This is a genomic window from Pseudomonas sp. VD-NE ins, assembly GCF_031882575.1.
Lineage (GTDB): Bacteria > Pseudomonadota > Gammaproteobacteria > Pseudomonadales > Pseudomonadaceae > Aquipseudomonas > Aquipseudomonas fluorescens_BZ.
Genome location: NZ_CP134772.1, coordinates 2,709,502 through 2,725,691 on the forward strand (window position 1 = coordinate 2,709,502; position 16,190 = coordinate 2,725,691).

A 16,190-nucleotide genomic window follows, 5' to 3' on the forward strand; every position below is an offset into this window, starting at 1 on the left:
ATACACATCGTATCGGATCCATATATGGGCATCGTAAAGATTTCAGAGGATATGCACGAGAACCTGCGTATCTCCAGCAACGCCCTCAGCCGCTCGATCAACGCGCAGGCCGAGCACTGGATGCGCATCGGCATGCTCGCCGAACTGCACCCCAACCTCGACCACAGCGCCATTTGCCGCTTGCTGATCCGCGCCGAACAGAACGGCGGGCTGGATCTGCAACAACTGACTCAGGAAGCCGTCAGCGCATGAGAAACCAGATCAAGATCAACACCCCGGCCGACATCGCCCAATCGCGCGCGGCCGGCAAACTCGCCGCTGAAGTGCTGGCGATGATGGTGCCGCACGTGAAGGCAGGCGTCACCACTGATCAGCTCGATCAACTGTGTAACGACTACATCGTCAACGTACAGAAAGCAGTGCCGGCCAACGTCGGTTATCACGGCTTTCCGAAAACCGTCTGCGCCTCGGTCAACGACGTGGTCTGCCACGGGATTCCGTCGGGCACGCCGCTGAAGGATGGCGATATCGTCAACCTCGACATCGCCGTGATCAAGGATGGCTGGTTCGGTGATACCAGCCGCATGTACGTGGTCGGTGAGGCGACACCTGAGGCGCAACACCTGATCAAGACCACTTACGAGGCGATGTGCGCGGGTATTCGTGTGGTGAAACCAGGTGCGACGCTGGGTGATATCGGCCATGCGATCCAGACGCTGGCGGAGAAAGAAGGTTTCAGCGTAGTGCGTGAGTATTGCGGGCACGGGATCGGCAAGGTCTATCACGATGAGCCGCAGATTCTGCATTACGGCTTTCCCGATCAAGGCTTGAAGTTGAAGGCGGGGATGATTTTTACCGTGGAGCCGATGCTCAATGCTGGCAAACGTCATGTGAAGAATATGCCGGATGGCTGGACTGTGCTGACCAAGGATGGGTCGTTGTCGGCGCAGTGGGAGCATATGGTGGCGGTGACGGAGACCGGGTTTGAAATCCTTACGGCGTGGCCGGATGAGATTGAAGGCTACCGCGCCATTGTCTGAAACCGCGTCGACTGGTTCCCTCACCCTAGCCCTCTCCCGGAGGGAGAGGGGACTGACCGGGTTGTTTGGACGGGTTACACCGACGTGTGATACCGAGTCGAACTCAAGTTTTGAACAACATGAAGATCTGCTCCCTTTCCCCCTCGCCCCCCTGGGGGAGAGGGCTGGGGTGAGGGGGTAGATATCACAGACAACACGCTATCAGTGAGAACCGGCAGCTTTGTTGAGGTCGCTCTCGGTCCATTCGGTGTAAACGCAGGCGTCAGCGGTGGCCCAGCGCACTTGCACCGGATCGCCAGCCTTGAGCGGCATGCCAGCAGCCGACAAGGCTTTCACCGTCATCGAAGTCCCGCCCGAAGTGACCACACTGCAAGTCTGGCTCTCACCGAGAAACAACACCTCCACAACCTTCGCTGACACCTCATTCCAACCCGAAGGCAGCGGTTCGCTGATTGCTTGCGCCACGCTCAACGCCAGTGCCTTTTCCGGCCGCACCATCAGCAACACATCCTGACCGGTGTGCAACCCAGCGGTCAGGCGAATCGATAGTGACTGTCCTTCAAACGAAGCCGCCGCATTGCCCTGCGCCTTGAGTTTGAGGAAGTTCGAATTCCCCAGAAACGACGCCACAAACGCATTCGGCGGGTTCTGATAAAGGTCATAACCACTGCCCAGACCAACAATCTTGCCATGACTGAAAATCGCGATGCGTTGCGACAAACGCATGGCTTCTTCCTGGTCGTGGGTCACGTAAACGATTGTGATGCCCAGGCGACGATGCAGTTGGCGCAGTTCATCCTGCAAATCTTCCCGCAGCTTTTTATCCAAAGCACCGAGCGGTTCGTCCATCAACAGAATGCGCGGCTCATAAACCAGCGCCCGGGCAATGGCCACACGTTGCTGCTGACCACCCGACAGTTGCGAAGGGCGGCGATGGGCGAACTGCTCAAGCTGCACCAGTTTCAACATCGCATCGACGCGCTTCTCACGTTCAGCCGCCGCCAGTTTGCGAATCGCCAAAGGAAAGGCGATGTTGTCGCGCACCGACAGATGCGGGAACAGCGAGTAACGCTGGAACACCATGCCGATGTCGCGCTTGTGCGGCGGCACGTTCACCAGCGACTGGCCGTTGACGAGAATCTCGCCGCTACTCGGTGTTTCAAACCCGGCGAGCATCGACAGTGTGGTGCTTTTGCCCGAGCCGCTGGAGCCGAGGAAGGTCAGGAACTCGCCGTCCTTGATGTCCAGCGAGATGTTGTCGACGGCGGCAAAGTCGCCGTAGTGCTTGTTCAGGTTGCGCAGGCTGACCAAGGGTTTGTCGTTCTGCTGGGAAGCGTCTTTGATCACGGCACTCATGTCGTACTCCTGGCGCTCAGGCGCTGATTTCGTTGCGCCGGCGCAGCGCGGCGGCGATGACCATGACCAAAACAGACAAGCCGATCAACAGCGTCGAAGCGACGGCGATCACTGGCGTCAGGTCCTGGCGCAGAGTGGTCCACATTTTTACGGGAAGGGTTTGCAGGGTCGGGCTGGCCATCATCACGCTGAGCACCACTTCGTCCCACGAAACGAGGAAGGCGAAGAGGGCGCCGGCAACCATGCCCGGGCGGATCGCCGGGAACGTCACCTTGAACACCGCTTGCAGGCGTGACGCGCCGCAGATCACCGCCGCGTCTTCAATCGACTGGTCGAACAGTTTCAGCGAGTTGATGATCGAGATGATGGTGAACGGCAGCGCGACGATCACATGGCTGACGACGAAAGCGAACATCGTCCCGGTGTAACCGAGCTTGAGAAACAGCGCGTACACCGCCACGGCAATGATTACCAACGGCACGATCATTGGCAGGGTGAACAGACCGTAGAGCATTTCCCGGCCCGGAAAACGTCCGCGCACCAGCGCAAACGCTGTCGGCAAACCGAGGGCCACGGCGCAGATCGTGGTCAGCACGGCGACCTTGAGGCTGGCGGCTGCGGCGTTCATCCAGTCGGGGTTGGAGAAGAACTGGCCGTACCATTTCAGCGTCCAGCCCGGCGGTGGAAACACCAGCCACTGCGAGGAACCGAACGACAGCAGCACGATAAACACGATCGGCAACAGCAGGAACAGACCGATCAGCCCGGTGGTGGCGTAGAGGCCGAAACGCATCCGCCGGCTCATCGCATTGGGAGTCAGGAGCATGTCGGCTTACCTCGCGTTACTGGCGCCAACCGGGGATTCCGGCTGAAGCTTCAGGTAGAAGTAGAACAGCACCAAAGTGATCGCGATCAGCAACGCGGCGCCGGCACTGGCCAGGCCCCAGTTGAGGAACGATTGCACCTGCTGAATGATGAACTCCGGCAGCATCATGTTCTGCGCCCCGCCGAGCAGCGCCGGGGTCACGTAGTAACCGAGCGACATGACGAACACCATCAAGCCACCGGAGGCCAGACCGGGCCGGCACAGCGGCAGGAATACCCGGAAGAAGTTGGTCCACGGACTGGCGCCGCAGATCGAGCCGGCCTGCAGGATCATCGGGTCGATGGCCTGCATGGTCGCCTGCAACGGCAGGACGATGAACGGGATCATGATGTAGCTCATGCCGATCACCACGCCGGTGAGGTTGTGGACCATTTCCAGCGGCTGATCGATGATGCCCATCGCCATCAAGGCCTTGTTGATCACACCGGACGCTTGCAGCAACACCAGCCACGAATAGGTGCGGGCGAGCAGGCTGGTCCACATCGACAGCAGCACGATGTTGAGGATCCAGCGCCCCCAGCCGCGTGGCACCAAGGTGATCGCCCAGGCCAGCGGAAAGCCCAGCAGCAGGCTGAACAGCGTCACCAGCCCGGCCACCGAAAAGGTGTTGAGCAGCACCCGGGCATACGCCGAGTTGGCGAACAATTGCTCATAGTTGCCAAGGCCTGGCGTCGGTTCGAGCACGCCGCGCAACAGCAGGCCAATCAACGGCGCGAGAAAGAACAGGCCGATGAACAGCAGCGCCGGTACGAGGTTGCCGGCGCCGCGCCAGCGTTGTCTGAGGGACGGGGCTTGCTGCATCGCAACCGCCTGTGTTCCGTGGGCCGAGCCGGCAGCGCTGGCGGCGCTCCCGGTGGCAGTGGAGGGACGGGACGCGGTGGCCGCCATTTTCATTTGACCAGCCATTCGTTCCACCGTGTCGCGATGGCCTGGCCGTTTTTGGCCCAGTACGCGAAATCAAGAGTGATCTGATCCTTAGCGTAGGCAGTCGGCAGGTTGGGGGCCAGCGTCGAATCCAGACGCTCCACACTGTCGAGGTTGACCGGGGCGTAGGCGGTCAGGTTAGAGAAGTCGGCCTGGCCTTTGGCGCTGCTGGCGCTGGCCAGAAACTTCATCGCCGCGTCCTTGTTTTTCGAGCCTTTGGGGATGACCAGAATGTCGGCCATGACCAGATTCTGTTTCCAGCTCACGCCAACCGGGGCGCCGTCTTCTTGCAGGGCGTGAATGCGACCGTTCCAGAACTGGCCCATGCTCGCTTCACCGGACGCCAGCAGTTGCTGCGACTGCGCGCCGCCGCCCCACCAGACGATGTCTTTCTTGATTGTGTCGAGTTTTTTGAAGGCGCGATCCAGATCCAGCGGGTAGAGCTTGTCAGCCGCTACGCCGTCGGCCAGCAGCGCCAGTTCGAGCACGCCGGGGCTTGGCCATTTGTACAGGGCGCGTTTGCCCGGGTAAGTCTTGGTGTCGAACAGGGCGCTCCAGTCCTGCGGCTTGTTGGCGCCGAGTTTGCCCTCGTTGTAGCCGAGGACGAAGGAGAAGAAGAACGAGCCGACGCCGTAATCGCTGACGAAACGCGGGTCGATCTTGTCGCGCTGAATGACTTTGAAATCGAGGGGTTCGAGCAGGCCTTCAGCGGCGGCGCGCAGGGCGAAATCGGCTTCGACATCGACCACGTCCCATTGCACGTTGCCGCTCTCGACCATGGCTTTGAGCTTGCCGTAGTCGGTCGGGCCGTCCTGCACGACGGTGATGCCGCTGGCCTTGCTGAACGGATCGGCCCAGGCCTGTTTCTGCGCATCCTGGGTGCTTCCGCCCCAGCTGACGAAGTTCACGCTTTCGGCAGCCATTGCAGCCTGGCCGGTGACGCTGAGCAGTCCCGCCAAAAAGATCGCGGTTGCAGCTTTGTTCAACACCATTTTCACGCCCTCATTGTTGTGTTTTTGAGCGGGCTTGCGTTGTTGCCCGCCTATCGGGAGCAGTAGCCGGACGTTCGTTTGAGCGTCCGGTCTATGGAATATCATATTATGGTATTCCAAACTTTGTGCAAGCACTTTGCCTTACCGGTTATCTGGCGGCTGGGGATTTGTGAGGTGTCTGGTTTGCAAGATGAGGAGAAATTTTAGACATTGAGCGCGGTCAGTCCTCTTTCCCTCCAGGAGAGGTTGGGGCTGCCAATCTGCATGATCGGTAATTTCGGTTTCTGAAGAGGAGGTGCACCATGGACCGATTTAGCGGTGGTTGCCTGTGCGGCGATGTCCGTTTTGAAGTGACAGGTCAGCCTTACCGCGTCGGCATCTGCCACTGCCTCGACTGCCGCAAACGCCACGGTGCGTTGTTTCACGCCTCGGCGATATTCCCCGAACAGGCGCTGACGGTCACCGGCGAAATCCGCGACTACAACGGGCGATTTTTCTGCCCGCGCTGCGGCTCACCTGTGTTCACGCGTTCGGCGGACGAAGTCGAAGTCAATGTAGGGTCGCTCGATGAGCCGAACCTGTTCAAACCCACTTATGAACTGTGGACCCTTCGCCGTGAGTCGTGGCTACCGGCGCTGCCACTGGCTCACCACTATGAACGTGATCGCGAGAGTACAAGTCGCACAGAAGAATAATGGACGTGAGCCCAATCACATCACCCCTGTGGGAGCGAGCCTGCTCGCGAAAGCGGTGGGTCATTCAGCTCAAGTTCAACTGACAGATTGCTTTCGCGAGCAGGCTCGCTCCCACAGGGGAAGTGGATGGCTGCTGTTCAACTCAACCGCGAATAAACGCCAGCAGATCCGCGTTAATCGTCTCCGCCTCCGTCGTCGGCATCCCGTGCGGGAACCCCGGATACGACTTCAACGTGCCGTTCGGCAGCAGTTTCGCCGACAACGGGCCCGAGTCCGCATACGGCACAATCTGATCGTCCTCGCCATGCATCACCAGCACCGGCACGGTGACTTTCTTCAAGTCCTCGGTGAAATCCGTCTGCGAGAACGCGACGATTCCGTCGTAATGCGCCTTGGCGCCGCCGATCATGCCCTGACGCCACCAATTGGCAATAATCCCCTCCGAAGGCGTGGCTCCTGGCCGGTTGTAGCCATAAAACGGCCCGGTGGGAATATCCCGATAGAACTGCGCCCGGTTCGCCGCCAGTTGCGCCTGAAAATCATCGAACACCGACTTTGGCAGACCACCCGGATTGCTCTCGGTCTGCACCATCAACGGTGGCACTGCACTGATCAGCACACCTTTGGCCACGTTGTCCTGACCATGGCGGGCGATGTAATGGATCACCTCACCGCCACCGGTCGAGTGACCGACATGCACAACGTTCTTCAGACCCAGATGATTGACCACCGCCAGCGTATCGTCGGCGTAATGATCCATATCGTGCCCGTCCCAGACCTGGCTCGAACGCCCATGCCCACGGCGATCATGGGCAACCACCCGGAAACCTTTGCCCAGAAAGAACAGCATCTGCGCATCCCAATCGTCCGAACTGAGCGGCCAGCCGTGGTGGAAGTGGATCACCGGTGCGTCTTTCGGGCCCCAGTCCTTGTAGAAAATCTCGACGCCGTCTTTGCTGGTGACAAATCCCATGTTCGCAACTCCAGACCAATCTGATGGATAACCCGCGCGGTAATCGCGGACCGGTTTCGCTCATGACGAGTTTTCTACTGTGCAGGCTCGGTGAGAGCCGTTATCAACTGTAGGATTAAAGTCGACATCTGCATGACCGGTGGTCGCAACGTCTGGCTTGACGCGCAAATTAGGCTTTGCTGAAAGGGATAAGCCGAGGCGCGCGTAGGCATCGATGGCCACAGCGGCGCCCCTTCAGAACACCGTGAGTCTGAGGAAAAACCCCGATGCTGACCTTGAATATCAATGGCAAGGATCAGGAGCTCGATGTCCCCGCGGACATGCCGTTGCTCTGGGTCCTGCGCGATGTTGCGCACCTGACTGGTACCAAATTCGGTTGCGGCATGGCCCAGTGCGGGGCCTGCACCGTGCACGTCGACGGTGCGCCGTTGCGCGCCTGCATCACGCCCGCGACCGCCGTGGCCCATGGCCAGAAAATCCTCACCATCGAAGGCCTGTCCACCGACGGCTCGCACCCGGTGCAGCAAGCCTGGGCCGAACTCGACGTGGTGCAGTGCGGTTATTGCCAGTCGGGGCAGATCATGTCGGCCGCGGCACTGCTGGCGAAAATCCCCAAACCCACCGACAGCGATATCGATCAGGCGCTCTCCGGCAATATCTGCCGTTGCGGCACCTATCCCCGGATCCGCGCAGCAGTTAAACGCGCATCGGAAATCGGCTGATTCAATCTGTGGGAGATAGACGATGAACAGTCCTGTATCGCGTCGCGGTTTTCTCAAGGGCAGCGCCGTGTTGGGCGGCGGCTTGGTGGTGGCGTTTGTCGTCCCCGGCGGCCACAGGTTTGCCTATGCAGCCGAGAATGAAGGCAAGGTGTTTGCGCCAAATGCGTTCTTGCGGATTGCGGCAGACAACAGCGTCACCGTGTTGCTTGGGCATTCGGAAATGGGCCAGGGCATCTGGACCGGCCTGACCATGTTGATTGCCGAAGAGCTGGATGCCGACTGGTCGAAGATCCGCGTTGAACATTCGCCAGCGTCGGCGGCGGATTACGGCATGCCGGGGTTTGGCGGCATGCAGATTACCGGTGGCTCGACGTCGACGTGGATGGAGTTTGACCGTTACCGACTGGCGGGTGCGACGGCGCGGCAGATGCTGGTAGAGGCGGCGGCCAAACGCTTTGAAGTGGCGCCATCGGCGATTCGCACCGAATCGGGTGTGGTGATCGCTGGCGACAAGCGCGCGACTTACGGCGAGCTGGCAGATGCCGCCGGACAACTGCCGGTGCCGGATCCGAAATCGATCACCTTCAAGGAAGCCAAGGACTGGAAGGTCATCGGCAAACCGACCAAACGCCTCGACACGCCGGAGAAAATCACCGGTCGCGCCAAGTTCGGCATGGATGTGCAGTTTGAAGGCTTGATGACGGCGATGGTCGCGCGCCCACCGGTATTCGGTGCCAGCGTTAAATCCTTCGAAGGTGCTGAAGCGCTGGCGGTGCCGGGCGTGCACAAAGTGCTGCAAGTGCCGACCGGTGTCGCGGTGATTGCCGATCATTATTGGGCGGCGAAGCTGGGGCGGGATGCGCTGAAGATAGATTGGGATCTGGGCCCGCATGCCGATCTGAGCAGTGAAAAGCTGCTGGAAAGTTTCCGCAAGCTGGCCACGACACAAGGCACTTCAGCCAGTCAGGCCGGGGATGCCAAAGGCAGTTTCGGCAAAGCCGCGAAGAAAATCGACGTTGAATACAGCGTGCCTTATCTGGCTCACGCGCCGATGGAACCGCTCAACTGCACGGTGAAGATCAGCGCGGAAAAATGCGAGATCTGGACCGGCACACAATTCCAGACGCTGGATCAAATGGTCGCCGGCAAGATCACCGGACTGAAACCGGAGCAAGTGGAAATCCACACCGAATTCCTTGGCGGCGGTTTTGGCCGTCGCGCCAACCCGACCTCAGACTTCGTCGCCGAAGCGGTGCAAGTGGCCAAAGCCGCCGCGCTGCCGGTGAAAACCGTGTGGTCGCGCGAAGACGATATTCGCGGCGGTTACTACCGTTCGATGTTCCTGCATCAGGCGAAGATCGGTCTGGGCGCTGATGGTTTGCCGTCGAGCTGGCAACACGTGCTGGTCGGGCAGTCGATCATGACCGGCACGTTGATGGAAGCGATGATGGTCAAGAATGGCATCGACCCGACTTCGGTCGAAGGCGTGGCCGACAGCCCTTACGTCAAAGGCCTGGCCAATCATCAGGTCGATCTGCATTCGCCGCAGACCGGGATCAACGTGCTGTGGCTGCGCTCGGTGGGGCATAGCCACACTGCTTTCGTCATGGAATCGCTGATCGATGAAATGGCCACGGCGGCGGGCAAGGATCCGGTCGAGTACCGACGAACGCTGCTCAAGGATCATCCTCGACATTTGGGTGTGCTCAATCTGGCGGTGGAAAAGGCCAATTGGAAAGCTCCTCTGCCGGACGGCCATGCGCTGGGCGTGGCGGTACACGAGTCGTTCGGCAGTTATGTCGCGCAGGTCGCCGAGGTGTCGCAGGACAATCTGGCCATTCGCGTGCATCGCGTGGTTTGTGCGGTGGACTGCGGGATCGCGGTGAACCCGCAGAGCATCGCTGCGCAGATGGAATCGTGCATCACTTTTGGGCTGGGCATGGCGCTGCACAGCAAGCTGACGCTCAAGGATGGCGCGGTCGTGCAGTCCAACTATCACGATTATCAGGTGCTGCGGCTCAACGAGATGCCGGTGGTGGAAGTGCACATCGTGCCCAGCAGCGACAAGCCCGGCGGCATCGGCGAGGCCGGTGTGCCGCCGACTGCGCCAGCCGTGGCCAACGCGGTGTTCGCCCTGACCGGGCAACGCCTGCGCGAGTTGCCGCTGCAACTGTCGGGGGTGTGAGATGAAACGACATCTAGTGTTGGGCACGGTGATTTTGCTGGGGCTGGGCGGTTATGCCTCGGATCTGTTTGCCGATGATCAGGAGGCGCTGAAGGCCTTCACCACGGTGCAGAAAGTCTTCCAGAGTCCGCGCTGTCAGAACTGCCACATTCCCGGTGATTCGCCGTTGCAGTTCGACGCCGGCATCCCCCACGCCATGAACGTGGTACGCGGCATGGACGGCAAGGGTGCCGCCGGTTTGCCCTGTGCAACCTGCCACGCAGAAAACAATCCGCCGGCCAGTTACGGCCCGCATGCGCCGCCGGGGGCGCCGCACTGGAGCCTGCCACCGGCGGCGCACAAAATGGCCTGGATCGGCCTGCCACCGGACAAGCTCTGCGCGATGATCAAGGACCGTTCGAGCAATGGTGACCGCGACTTTGCCGCGCTGATCAAACACGTCAGCGAAGATAAATTGGTGCTGTGGGGCTGGAATCCCGGGGCAGGGCGTGCGCCCGTGCCGGTGCCGCACGATATTTTTGTCGCGCAATTCAAGCTCTGGGCCGATGCGGGCGGGCCATGCCCTGTGGCGCAAATGTGAGCCATTGCCAAATTAGCGCTACGCTTGAAAGCATTGTTGCCAATGGAGTGTGCTGATGCTGGTTCCAGGAAAACCCGCGAATGAAACGGCGCGAGTTCAAGCGCTGCACGGTCTCGAACTGCTCGATTCCGCCCCTGAAGAGCGTTTCGACCGACTGACACGGTTGGCCAAACGCCTGTTCAATGTGCCGATTGCACTGGTCACGCTGGTCGACAGCAATCGGCAGTGGTTCAAGTCGTGCGTGGGGCTTGATGTCAGCGAGACGTCGAGGGATGTCTCGTTCTGCGGCCACGCGATTCTTAACGACGGCCTGCTGTTGGTGCCGGACGCCCGCGAGGATGTGCGCTTCCATGACAATCCGCTGGTGACTGGCGCGCCGAACATTCGCTTCTACGCCGGTTACCCGCTGACTGTGCCCAATGGCAACAAAATGGGCACGCTGTGCCTGATCGACACCAAGCCTCGCGACCTCGACGAGGAAGAACGTGCGTTGTTGCGTGATCTGGCGGAAATGGCCGAGCAAGAGTTGGCCGCTGTGCAGATCGCGAGCATGGATGAATTGACCTTGCTGTCCAATCGCCGTGGTTTCAAGCAGTTGGCGCAGCATGGATTGGACGCCTGCGCGCGGCTGGCACGACCAGCGACCTTGCTGTTTTTTGATCTTGATGACTTCAAGCAGATCAACGATCTGTATGGGCATGCCGAGGGTGACAGTGCGCTGAAGACTTTTGCCGACGTGCTGCGTATCGCCTTTCGCGAAAGTGACGTGGTCGGGCGGTTGGGCGGGGATGAGTTTGTGGCGTTGCTGACCGGTTCCAGCCATATCGAAACCACAGCGATCATGGCGCGGCTCAAGGATATCCTTGAAGAGCGTAACGCCACGTTGCACCGGGGCTATGCGATTCGCTTCAGCGTGGGTCAGATCGAATATGACGCCAAGCGCCATGAGACCGTGGACAGGCTGTTGGCGGATGCCGATGGCGCGATGTATGCGCACAAGCAGGCCTTGAAGCGTTGTTAGCGAATGCACCGAGTGAGTCTGCTCGCGATAGCGTCCGCACATTCAACATCTTCATCGGCTGACCCACCGCCATCGCGAGCAGGCTCACTCCTACAGGTACCTTCGGTGTTCACAAAGTCCCGGTTCACCACAAAGCCATGTGGGAGCGAGCCTGCTCGCGAAAGCGGTGGGTCAGGCAATGAACAGGTGACTGAATGGACGCTATCGCGAGCAGGCTCGCTCCCACAGGGGACAGTGTTGCAGGCATAAAAAAACCCGCCTGAAAAGGCGGGTTTTTTATTGGCTAGGCGAAGATCACTCTTCGATGTTGCCCATGGCGGTGGTGTTGAAGCCGCCGTCGACGTACATGATTTCACCGCTGATGCCCGACGCCAGGTCGGAGCACAGGAAGGCGCCGGCGTTGCCGACTTCGTCGATGGTGACGTTGCGACGCAGCGGGGTTTGCGCTTCGTTGGCGGCCAGCATCTTGCGGAAGTTCTTGATGCCCGACGCTGCCAGGGTACGGATCGGACCAGCCGATACGCAGTTGACGCGGGTGCCGTCCGGGCCCAGGGAGCCGGCCAGGTAACGTACGCCAGCTTCCAGCGAAGCCTTGGCCATGCCCATCACGTTGTAGTTAGGCATGGTGCGCTCGGCGCCCAGGTACGACAGGGTCAACAGGCTGCCGTTGCGGCCTTTCATCATTTCGCGACCGGCTTTGGCCAAGGCCACGAAGCTGTAGGCGCTGATGTCGTGAGCGATGCGGAAACCGTCACGGGTGGTGGCTTCGGTGAAGTCGCCGTCCAGTTGGTCGCCCGGGGCGAAACCAACGGAGTGGACGATGCAGTCCAGGCCGTCCCACTTCTTGCTCAGTGCTTCGAAGACCTTGGCGATTTCTTCATCGCTGGCCACGTCGCACGGGAAGCACAGCTCAGGGCTCGAACCCCAGCCTTGAGCGAATTCTTCAACACGACCTTTCAGTTTGTCGTTCTGATAAGTGAAGGCAAGCTCAGCGCCCTCGCGATGCATGGCGGCAGCGATGCCGGATGCGATGGACAGCTTGCTGGCGACACCGACGATCAGTACGCGCTTACCGGCGAGAAAACCCATGTGTTGCTCCTCTTTCAGGTTATTGCGCAGTGGCTGGTGCCAAAAAAGCGGCTTCCAGCAACTGCTGTGTATACGGATGTTGGGGGGCGGCAAAAATACTTTGCGCGTCTCCCTGTTCGACCACTTGGCCATGCTTGACCACCATCAACTGGTGGCTCAGCGCTTTGACGACAGCCAGGTCATGGCTGATAAACAAATACGTCAGGTTGTACTTGGCTTGCAGTGAACGCAACAGCTCCACCACTTGCCGCTGCACCGTCCGGTCGAGCGCGGATGTCGGCTCGTCCAGCAGGATCAGCGCCGGTTTCAGCACCAAGGCCCGGGCAATGGCGATTCGTTGCCGTTGCCCACCGGAAAACTCGTGGGGGTAGCGGTGCCGGGTTTCCGGATCCAGACCTACCTCCTTCAATGCTGCAATAATCGCCGCTTCCTGTTCGGTCGCGGTGCCCATCTTGTGAATCCGCAGGCCTTCGCCAACGATATCGCTGACACACATGCGCGGGCTCAGGCTGCCAAACGGATCCTGAAACACCACCTGCATCTCCCGACGCAACGGGCGAACCTCGTTCTGCGTCAGGCAGTCTAGCTGCTTGCCTTCAAAACGGATCGCGCCTTTGCTGCCGATCAGCCGCAAAATCGCCAGACCCAGCGTGGATTTGCCGGAACCGCTTTCCCCCACAATCCCCAAGGTCTGACCCTGAGGCAGGCTGAAATTGATGCCGTCCACTGCCTTGACGTGATCCACCGTGCGTTTGAGCAGGCCTTTCTTGATCGGGAACCAGACTTTCAGGTCCTCGACCTCAAGCAGCGGCGCGCCGATTTTATTGCTCGCCGGGCCTCCGCTGGGCTCCGCGCCGAGCAATTCCCGAGTGTACGGATGCTGCGGCGAACGGAACAGCTCTGCGCACGATGCCTGTTCGACGATGCAACCGCGCTGCATGACACATACGCGATGCGCAATTCTTCGCACCAGGTTCAAATCGTGACTGATCAGTAACAGCGACATGCCCAATCGGGCCTGTAATTCCTTGAGCAAATCGAGGATTTTCAGCTGAACGGTCACGTCCAGCGCCGTGGTCGGCTCATCGGCAATCAGCAGTTCCGGCTCGTTGGCCAGGGCCATGGCGATCATCACCCGCTGACGCTGGCCGCCGGACAATTCGTGGGGCAGAGCCTTGAGGCGCTTGTGCGGCTCGGGGATGCCGACCATCTCCAGCAGCTCCAGCGTGCGTTTGGTCGCAACTTTGCCGGTCAGGCCCTTGTGGATGCCGAGGACTTCGTTGATCTGCTTCTCGATCGAGTGCAGCGGATTCAGCGAGGTCATCGGCTCCTGAAAAATCATTGCGATACGGTTGCCACGAATGTGGCGGATGGTCTTTTCGCTCAAACCCAGCAGGTTTTGCCCGGCATAGTTGATGCTGCCGGCCGGATGGCGGGCCATCGGATAGGGCAGCAAGCGCAGGATCGAATGCGCGGTCACCGATTTGCCCGAGCCGGATTCGCCGACCAGCGCCAGAGTTTCGCCACGCTTGATGTCGAAACTCACGCCTTCGACGACCCGGTGCACGCGCTCGCCGAAACCGAATTCGACGGCGAGGTCACGCACTTCGATCAGATTGTCCTGATTCATTTCACTTCCTCGGGTCGAAGGCATCGCGAGCGGACTCGCCGATAAACACCAGCAAACTCAACATCAAGGCGAGCACGGCAAACGCGCTCATGCCCAGCCACGGCGCTTGCAGGTTGGATTTACCCTGGGCGACCAGTTCACCCAGCGACGGACTGCCGGCCGGCAAGCCGAAACCGAGGAAGTCCAAAGCGGTGAGAGTGCCGATGGCGCCGGTGAGGATGAACGGCATAAACGTCATGGTCGAGACCATCGCGTTGGGCAGGATGTGGCGGAACATGATCGCGCCGTTCTGCATGCCCAGCGCCCGCGCCGCGCGCACGTATTCAAGGTTACGGCCTCGGAGGAACTCGGCGCGCACCACGTCGACCAGGCTCATCCACGAGAACAGCAGCATGATCCCCAGCAGCCACCAGAAATTCGGCTGGACGAAACTGGCGAGAATGATCAGCAGATAAAGCACCGGCAAACCCGACCAGATCTCCAGAAAACGCTGTCCAGCCAGATCGACCCAGCCACCATAGAAGCCCTGCAGCGCGCCGGCAATCACGCCGATGATCGAACTCAACACGGTCAGCGTCAGCGCGAACAGCACCGAAATGCGGAAACCGTAAATCACCCGCGCCAGCACATCGCGGCCCTGATCATCAGTGCCCAAAAGGTTGTCCGCCGAGGGCGGCGCCGGGGCCGGGACTTTCAGGTCGTAGTTGATGCTCTGGTAGCTGTAGGGAATCGGCGCCCAAAGCACCCACGCATCCTTGGCCTTGAGCAGTTCGCGGATGTACGGGCTCTTGTAGTTGGCTTCAAGTGGGAATTCGCCGCCGAAGGTGGTTTCCGGGTAACGCTTGATCGCCGGGAAGTACCAGTTGTTGTCGTAATGCACCACCAACGGTTTGTCGTTGGCGATCAGCTCGGCGCCGAGGCTCAGGCCGAACAGGATCAGAAACAGCCACAGCGACCACCAGCCACGCTTGTTGGCTTTGAACAGTTCGAAGCGGCGGCGGTTGAGAGGGGACAGGTTCATCTCAATGCTCCCGGCTTTCGAAGTCGATGCGCGGATCGACAAGGGTGTAGGTGAGGTCGCCGATCAGTTTCACCACCAGCCCGAGCAGAGTGAAGATGAACAGGGTGCCGAACACCACCGGGTAGTCGCGGTTGATCGCCGCTTCGAAACTCATCAGCCCGAGGCCGTCGAGGGAGAAGATCACTTCCACCAGCAAGGAGCCCGTGAAGAAGATGCCGATGAACGCCGACGGGAACCCGGCGATCACCAACAGCATGGCATTGCGGAACACGTGACCGTAGAGCACGCGATGACGCGTCAGACCTTTGGCTTTGGCGGTGACCACGTACTGTTTGTTGATCTCATCGAGGAAGCTGTTTTTGGTCAGCAGGGTCATGGTCGCGAAGTTGCCGATCACCAGCGCCGTCACTGGAAGCGCCAAGTGCCAAAAGTAATCGAGGATCTTGCCGCCAAAACTCAGTTCATCGAAGTTGTTCGACGTCAGTCCGCGTAACGGGAACCAGTCGAGATAGCTGCCGCCGGCAAACACCACGATCAGCAAAATCGCAAAGAGGAACGCCGGGATCGCATAGCCGACGATGATTGCCGAACTGGTCCAGACGTCGAAATGGCTGCCGTGCCGCGTGGCCTTGGCGATCCCCAGCGGGATCGACACCAGGTACATGATCAGCGTGCTCCACAGCCCCAGCGAGATCGACACTGGCATCTTTTCCTTGATCAGGTCGATGACCTTGGCGTCGCGGAAAAAACTGTCGCCGAAATCCAGCTTCGCGTAGTTCTTGACCATGATCCACAGACGTTCCGGGGCCGATTTGTCGAAGCCGTACATGTGCTCGATTTCCTTGATCAGCGCCGGGTCCAGACCTTGCGCGCCGCGATAGGACGAGCCAGCCACCGACACCTCGGCACCGCCGCCGGCAATCCGGCTGGTGGCGCCTTCGAAGCCTTCGAGCTTGGCGATCATCTGTTCCACCGGGCCACCGGGCGCGGCCTGAATGATCACGAAATTGATCAGCAAAATGCCGAACAGGGTCGGGATGATCAGCAGCAGTCGCCGAAAAATATACGCCAGCATC

The 16,190-nt window shown here is 60.0% G+C and carries 16 protein-coding genes; 7 read left to right on the top strand and 9 right to left on the bottom strand.

Annotation, left to right across the window (positions count from 1 at the left end):
• Positions 1-24 precede the first annotated feature (24 nt).
• The gene (locus RMV17_RS12005; RefSeq protein WP_007918027.1) at positions 25-252 is read left to right on the top strand and encodes a ParD-like family protein; all 228 of its coding nucleotides are present in this window, start codon (positions 25-27) and stop codon (positions 250-252) included.
• Positions 249-1,040 (top strand): type I methionyl aminopeptidase, encoded by a 792-nt coding sequence (map, locus tag RMV17_RS12010; protein ID WP_311886637.1) that lies wholly within the window; start codon positions 249-251, stop codon positions 1,038-1,040. Before RMV17_RS12005 ends, map begins: the two co-directional genes overlap by 4 nt.
• A 201-nt stretch (positions 1,041-1,241) precedes the next feature.
• Here map and RMV17_RS12015 read toward each other — a convergent pair whose 3' ends face one another.
• The 4 genes from RMV17_RS12015 to RMV17_RS12030 are packed head-to-tail and all read right to left on the bottom strand — an operon-like array spanning position 1,242 to position 5,198.
• Positions 1,242-2,396 (bottom strand): ABC transporter ATP-binding protein, encoded by a 1,155-nt coding sequence (locus tag RMV17_RS12015; RefSeq protein WP_311886638.1) that lies wholly within the window; start codon positions 2,394-2,396, stop codon positions 1,242-1,244.
• 16 nt (positions 2,397-2,412) lie between these two features.
• Entirely contained in the window at positions 2,413-3,222 is an 810-nt protein-coding gene (locus tag RMV17_RS12020; protein ID WP_007918021.1) for an ABC transporter permease, read from the bottom strand.
• Positions 3,223-3,228: 6 nt separating this feature from the next.
• On the bottom strand, positions 3,229-4,176 hold the full coding sequence (locus tag RMV17_RS12025; protein ID WP_171057330.1) for an ABC transporter permease: 948 nt from the start codon (positions 4,174-4,176) through the stop codon (positions 3,229-3,231).
• The gene (locus RMV17_RS12030; protein ID WP_108226379.1) at positions 4,173-5,198 is read right to left on the bottom strand and encodes an ABC transporter substrate-binding protein; all 1,026 of its coding nucleotides are present in this window, start codon (positions 5,196-5,198) and stop codon (positions 4,173-4,175) included. The genes RMV17_RS12025 and RMV17_RS12030 overlap by 4 nt, the downstream gene beginning before the upstream one ends.
• Positions 5,199-5,500: 302 nt before the next feature.
• Between RMV17_RS12030 and RMV17_RS12035 the strand changes: the two genes are divergently transcribed.
• Positions 5,501-5,893 carry a GFA family protein gene (locus RMV17_RS12035; protein WP_311886639.1) on the top strand — a complete coding sequence of 131 codons (393 nt, stop codon included), beginning with the start codon at positions 5,501-5,503 and terminating at the stop codon, positions 5,891-5,893.
• A gap of 142 nt (positions 5,894-6,035) precedes the next feature.
• Here RMV17_RS12035 and RMV17_RS12040 read toward each other — a convergent pair whose 3' ends face one another.
• The gene (locus RMV17_RS12040) at positions 6,036-6,866 is read right to left on the bottom strand and encodes an alpha/beta fold hydrolase (RefSeq protein ID WP_095118413.1); all 831 of its coding nucleotides are present in this window, start codon (positions 6,864-6,866) and stop codon (positions 6,036-6,038) included.
• Between the two features lie 266 nt (positions 6,867-7,132).
• Between RMV17_RS12040 and RMV17_RS12045 the strand changes: the two genes are divergently transcribed.
• Genes RMV17_RS12045 through RMV17_RS12060 form a run of 4 tightly spaced genes read left to right on the top strand, consistent with a single transcriptional unit; the run spans position 7,133 to position 11,374 of the window.
• Complete coding sequence (locus RMV17_RS12045) at positions 7,133-7,588, top strand: (2Fe-2S)-binding protein (RefSeq protein WP_003224136.1); 456 nt, start codon at positions 7,133-7,135, stop codon at positions 7,586-7,588.
• A 22-nt stretch (positions 7,589-7,610) separates the two neighbouring features.
• Positions 7,611-9,773 carry a xanthine dehydrogenase family protein molybdopterin-binding subunit gene (locus RMV17_RS12050; protein WP_311886640.1) on the top strand — a complete coding sequence of 721 codons (2,163 nt, stop codon included), beginning with the start codon at positions 7,611-7,613 and terminating at the stop codon, positions 9,771-9,773.
• 1 nt (position 9,774) lies between these two features.
• Complete coding sequence (locus RMV17_RS12055; RefSeq protein WP_212621683.1) at positions 9,775-10,353, top strand: hypothetical protein; 579 nt, start codon at positions 9,775-9,777, stop codon at positions 10,351-10,353.
• Between the two features lie 55 nt (positions 10,354-10,408).
• Entirely contained in the window at positions 10,409-11,374 is a 966-nt protein-coding gene (locus tag RMV17_RS12060) for a sensor domain-containing diguanylate cyclase (protein ID WP_311886641.1), read from the top strand.
• A gap of 294 nt (positions 11,375-11,668) precedes the next feature.
• Here the strand turns inward: RMV17_RS12060 and fabI are convergent, their stop codons facing one another.
• The 4 genes from fabI to RMV17_RS12080 are packed head-to-tail and all read right to left on the bottom strand — an operon-like array spanning position 11,669 to position 16,189.
• A complete protein-coding gene (fabI, locus tag RMV17_RS12065; RefSeq protein WP_007910591.1) occupies positions 11,669-12,463 on the bottom strand; it encodes an enoyl-ACP reductase FabI in 795 nt (264 codons plus the stop codon).
• Positions 12,464-12,482: 19 nt separating this feature from the next.
• Entirely contained in the window at positions 12,483-14,093 is a 1,611-nt protein-coding gene (locus RMV17_RS12070) for an ABC transporter ATP-binding protein (protein WP_311886642.1), read from the bottom strand.
• Between the two features lies 1 nt (position 14,094).
• Positions 14,095-15,114, bottom strand: coding sequence for an ABC transporter permease (locus tag RMV17_RS12075; protein ID WP_064587187.1), 1,020 nt, complete (start codon positions 15,112-15,114; stop codon positions 14,095-14,097).
• Position 15,115: 1 nt separating this feature from the next.
• Complete coding sequence (locus RMV17_RS12080) at positions 15,116-16,189, bottom strand: microcin C ABC transporter permease YejB (protein ID WP_008088514.1); 1,074 nt, start codon at positions 16,187-16,189, stop codon at positions 15,116-15,118.
• Position 16,190: the final 1 nt, after the last annotated feature.

Excerpts from the sequence above, each read along its gene's own strand:
- RMV17_RS12005 (WP_007918027.1), top strand. The coding sequence starts at position 25 with ATGGGCATCGTAAAGATTTCAGAGGATATGCACGAGAACCTGCGTATC.
- map (WP_311886637.1), top strand. The coding sequence starts at position 249 with ATGAGAAACCAGATCAAGATCAACACCCCGGCCGACATCGCCCAATCG.
- RMV17_RS12035 (WP_311886639.1), top strand. The coding sequence starts at position 5,501 with ATGGACCGATTTAGCGGTGGTTGCCTGTGCGGCGATGTCCGTTTTGAA.
- RMV17_RS12015 (WP_311886638.1), bottom strand. The coding sequence starts at position 2,396 with ATGAGTGCCGTGATCAAAGACGCTTCCCAGCAGAACGACAAACCCTTG.
- RMV17_RS12080 (WP_008088514.1), bottom strand. The coding sequence starts at position 16,189 with ATGCTGGCGTATATTTTTCGGCGACTGCTGCTGATCATCCCGACCCTG.
- RMV17_RS12020 (WP_007918021.1), bottom strand. The coding sequence starts at position 3,222 with ATGCTCCTGACTCCCAATGCGATGAGCCGGCGGATGCGTTTCGGCCTC.
- RMV17_RS12060 (WP_311886641.1), top strand. The coding sequence starts at position 10,409 with ATGCTGGTTCCAGGAAAACCCGCGAATGAAACGGCGCGAGTTCAAGCG.
- RMV17_RS12070 (WP_311886642.1), bottom strand. The coding sequence starts at position 14,093 with ATGAATCAGGACAATCTGATCGAAGTGCGTGACCTCGCCGTCGAATTC.
- RMV17_RS12075 (WP_064587187.1), bottom strand. The coding sequence starts at position 15,114 with ATGAACCTGTCCCCTCTCAACCGCCGCCGCTTCGAACTGTTCAAAGCC.
- RMV17_RS12040 (WP_095118413.1), bottom strand. The coding sequence starts at position 6,866 with ATGGGATTTGTCACCAGCAAAGACGGCGTCGAGATTTTCTACAAGGAC.
- RMV17_RS12030 (WP_108226379.1), bottom strand. The coding sequence starts at position 5,198 with ATGGTGTTGAACAAAGCTGCAACCGCGATCTTTTTGGCGGGACTGCTC.
- RMV17_RS12045 (WP_003224136.1), top strand. The coding sequence starts at position 7,133 with ATGCTGACCTTGAATATCAATGGCAAGGATCAGGAGCTCGATGTCCCC.
- RMV17_RS12050 (WP_311886640.1), top strand. The coding sequence starts at position 7,611 with ATGAACAGTCCTGTATCGCGTCGCGGTTTTCTCAAGGGCAGCGCCGTG.
- RMV17_RS12025 (WP_171057330.1), bottom strand. The coding sequence starts at position 4,176 with ATGAAAATGGCGGCCACCGCGTCCCGTCCCTCCACTGCCACCGGGAGC.
- RMV17_RS12055 (WP_212621683.1), top strand. The coding sequence starts at position 9,775 with ATGAAACGACATCTAGTGTTGGGCACGGTGATTTTGCTGGGGCTGGGC.
- fabI (WP_007910591.1), bottom strand. The coding sequence starts at position 12,463 with ATGGGTTTTCTCGCCGGTAAGCGCGTACTGATCGTCGGTGTCGCCAGC.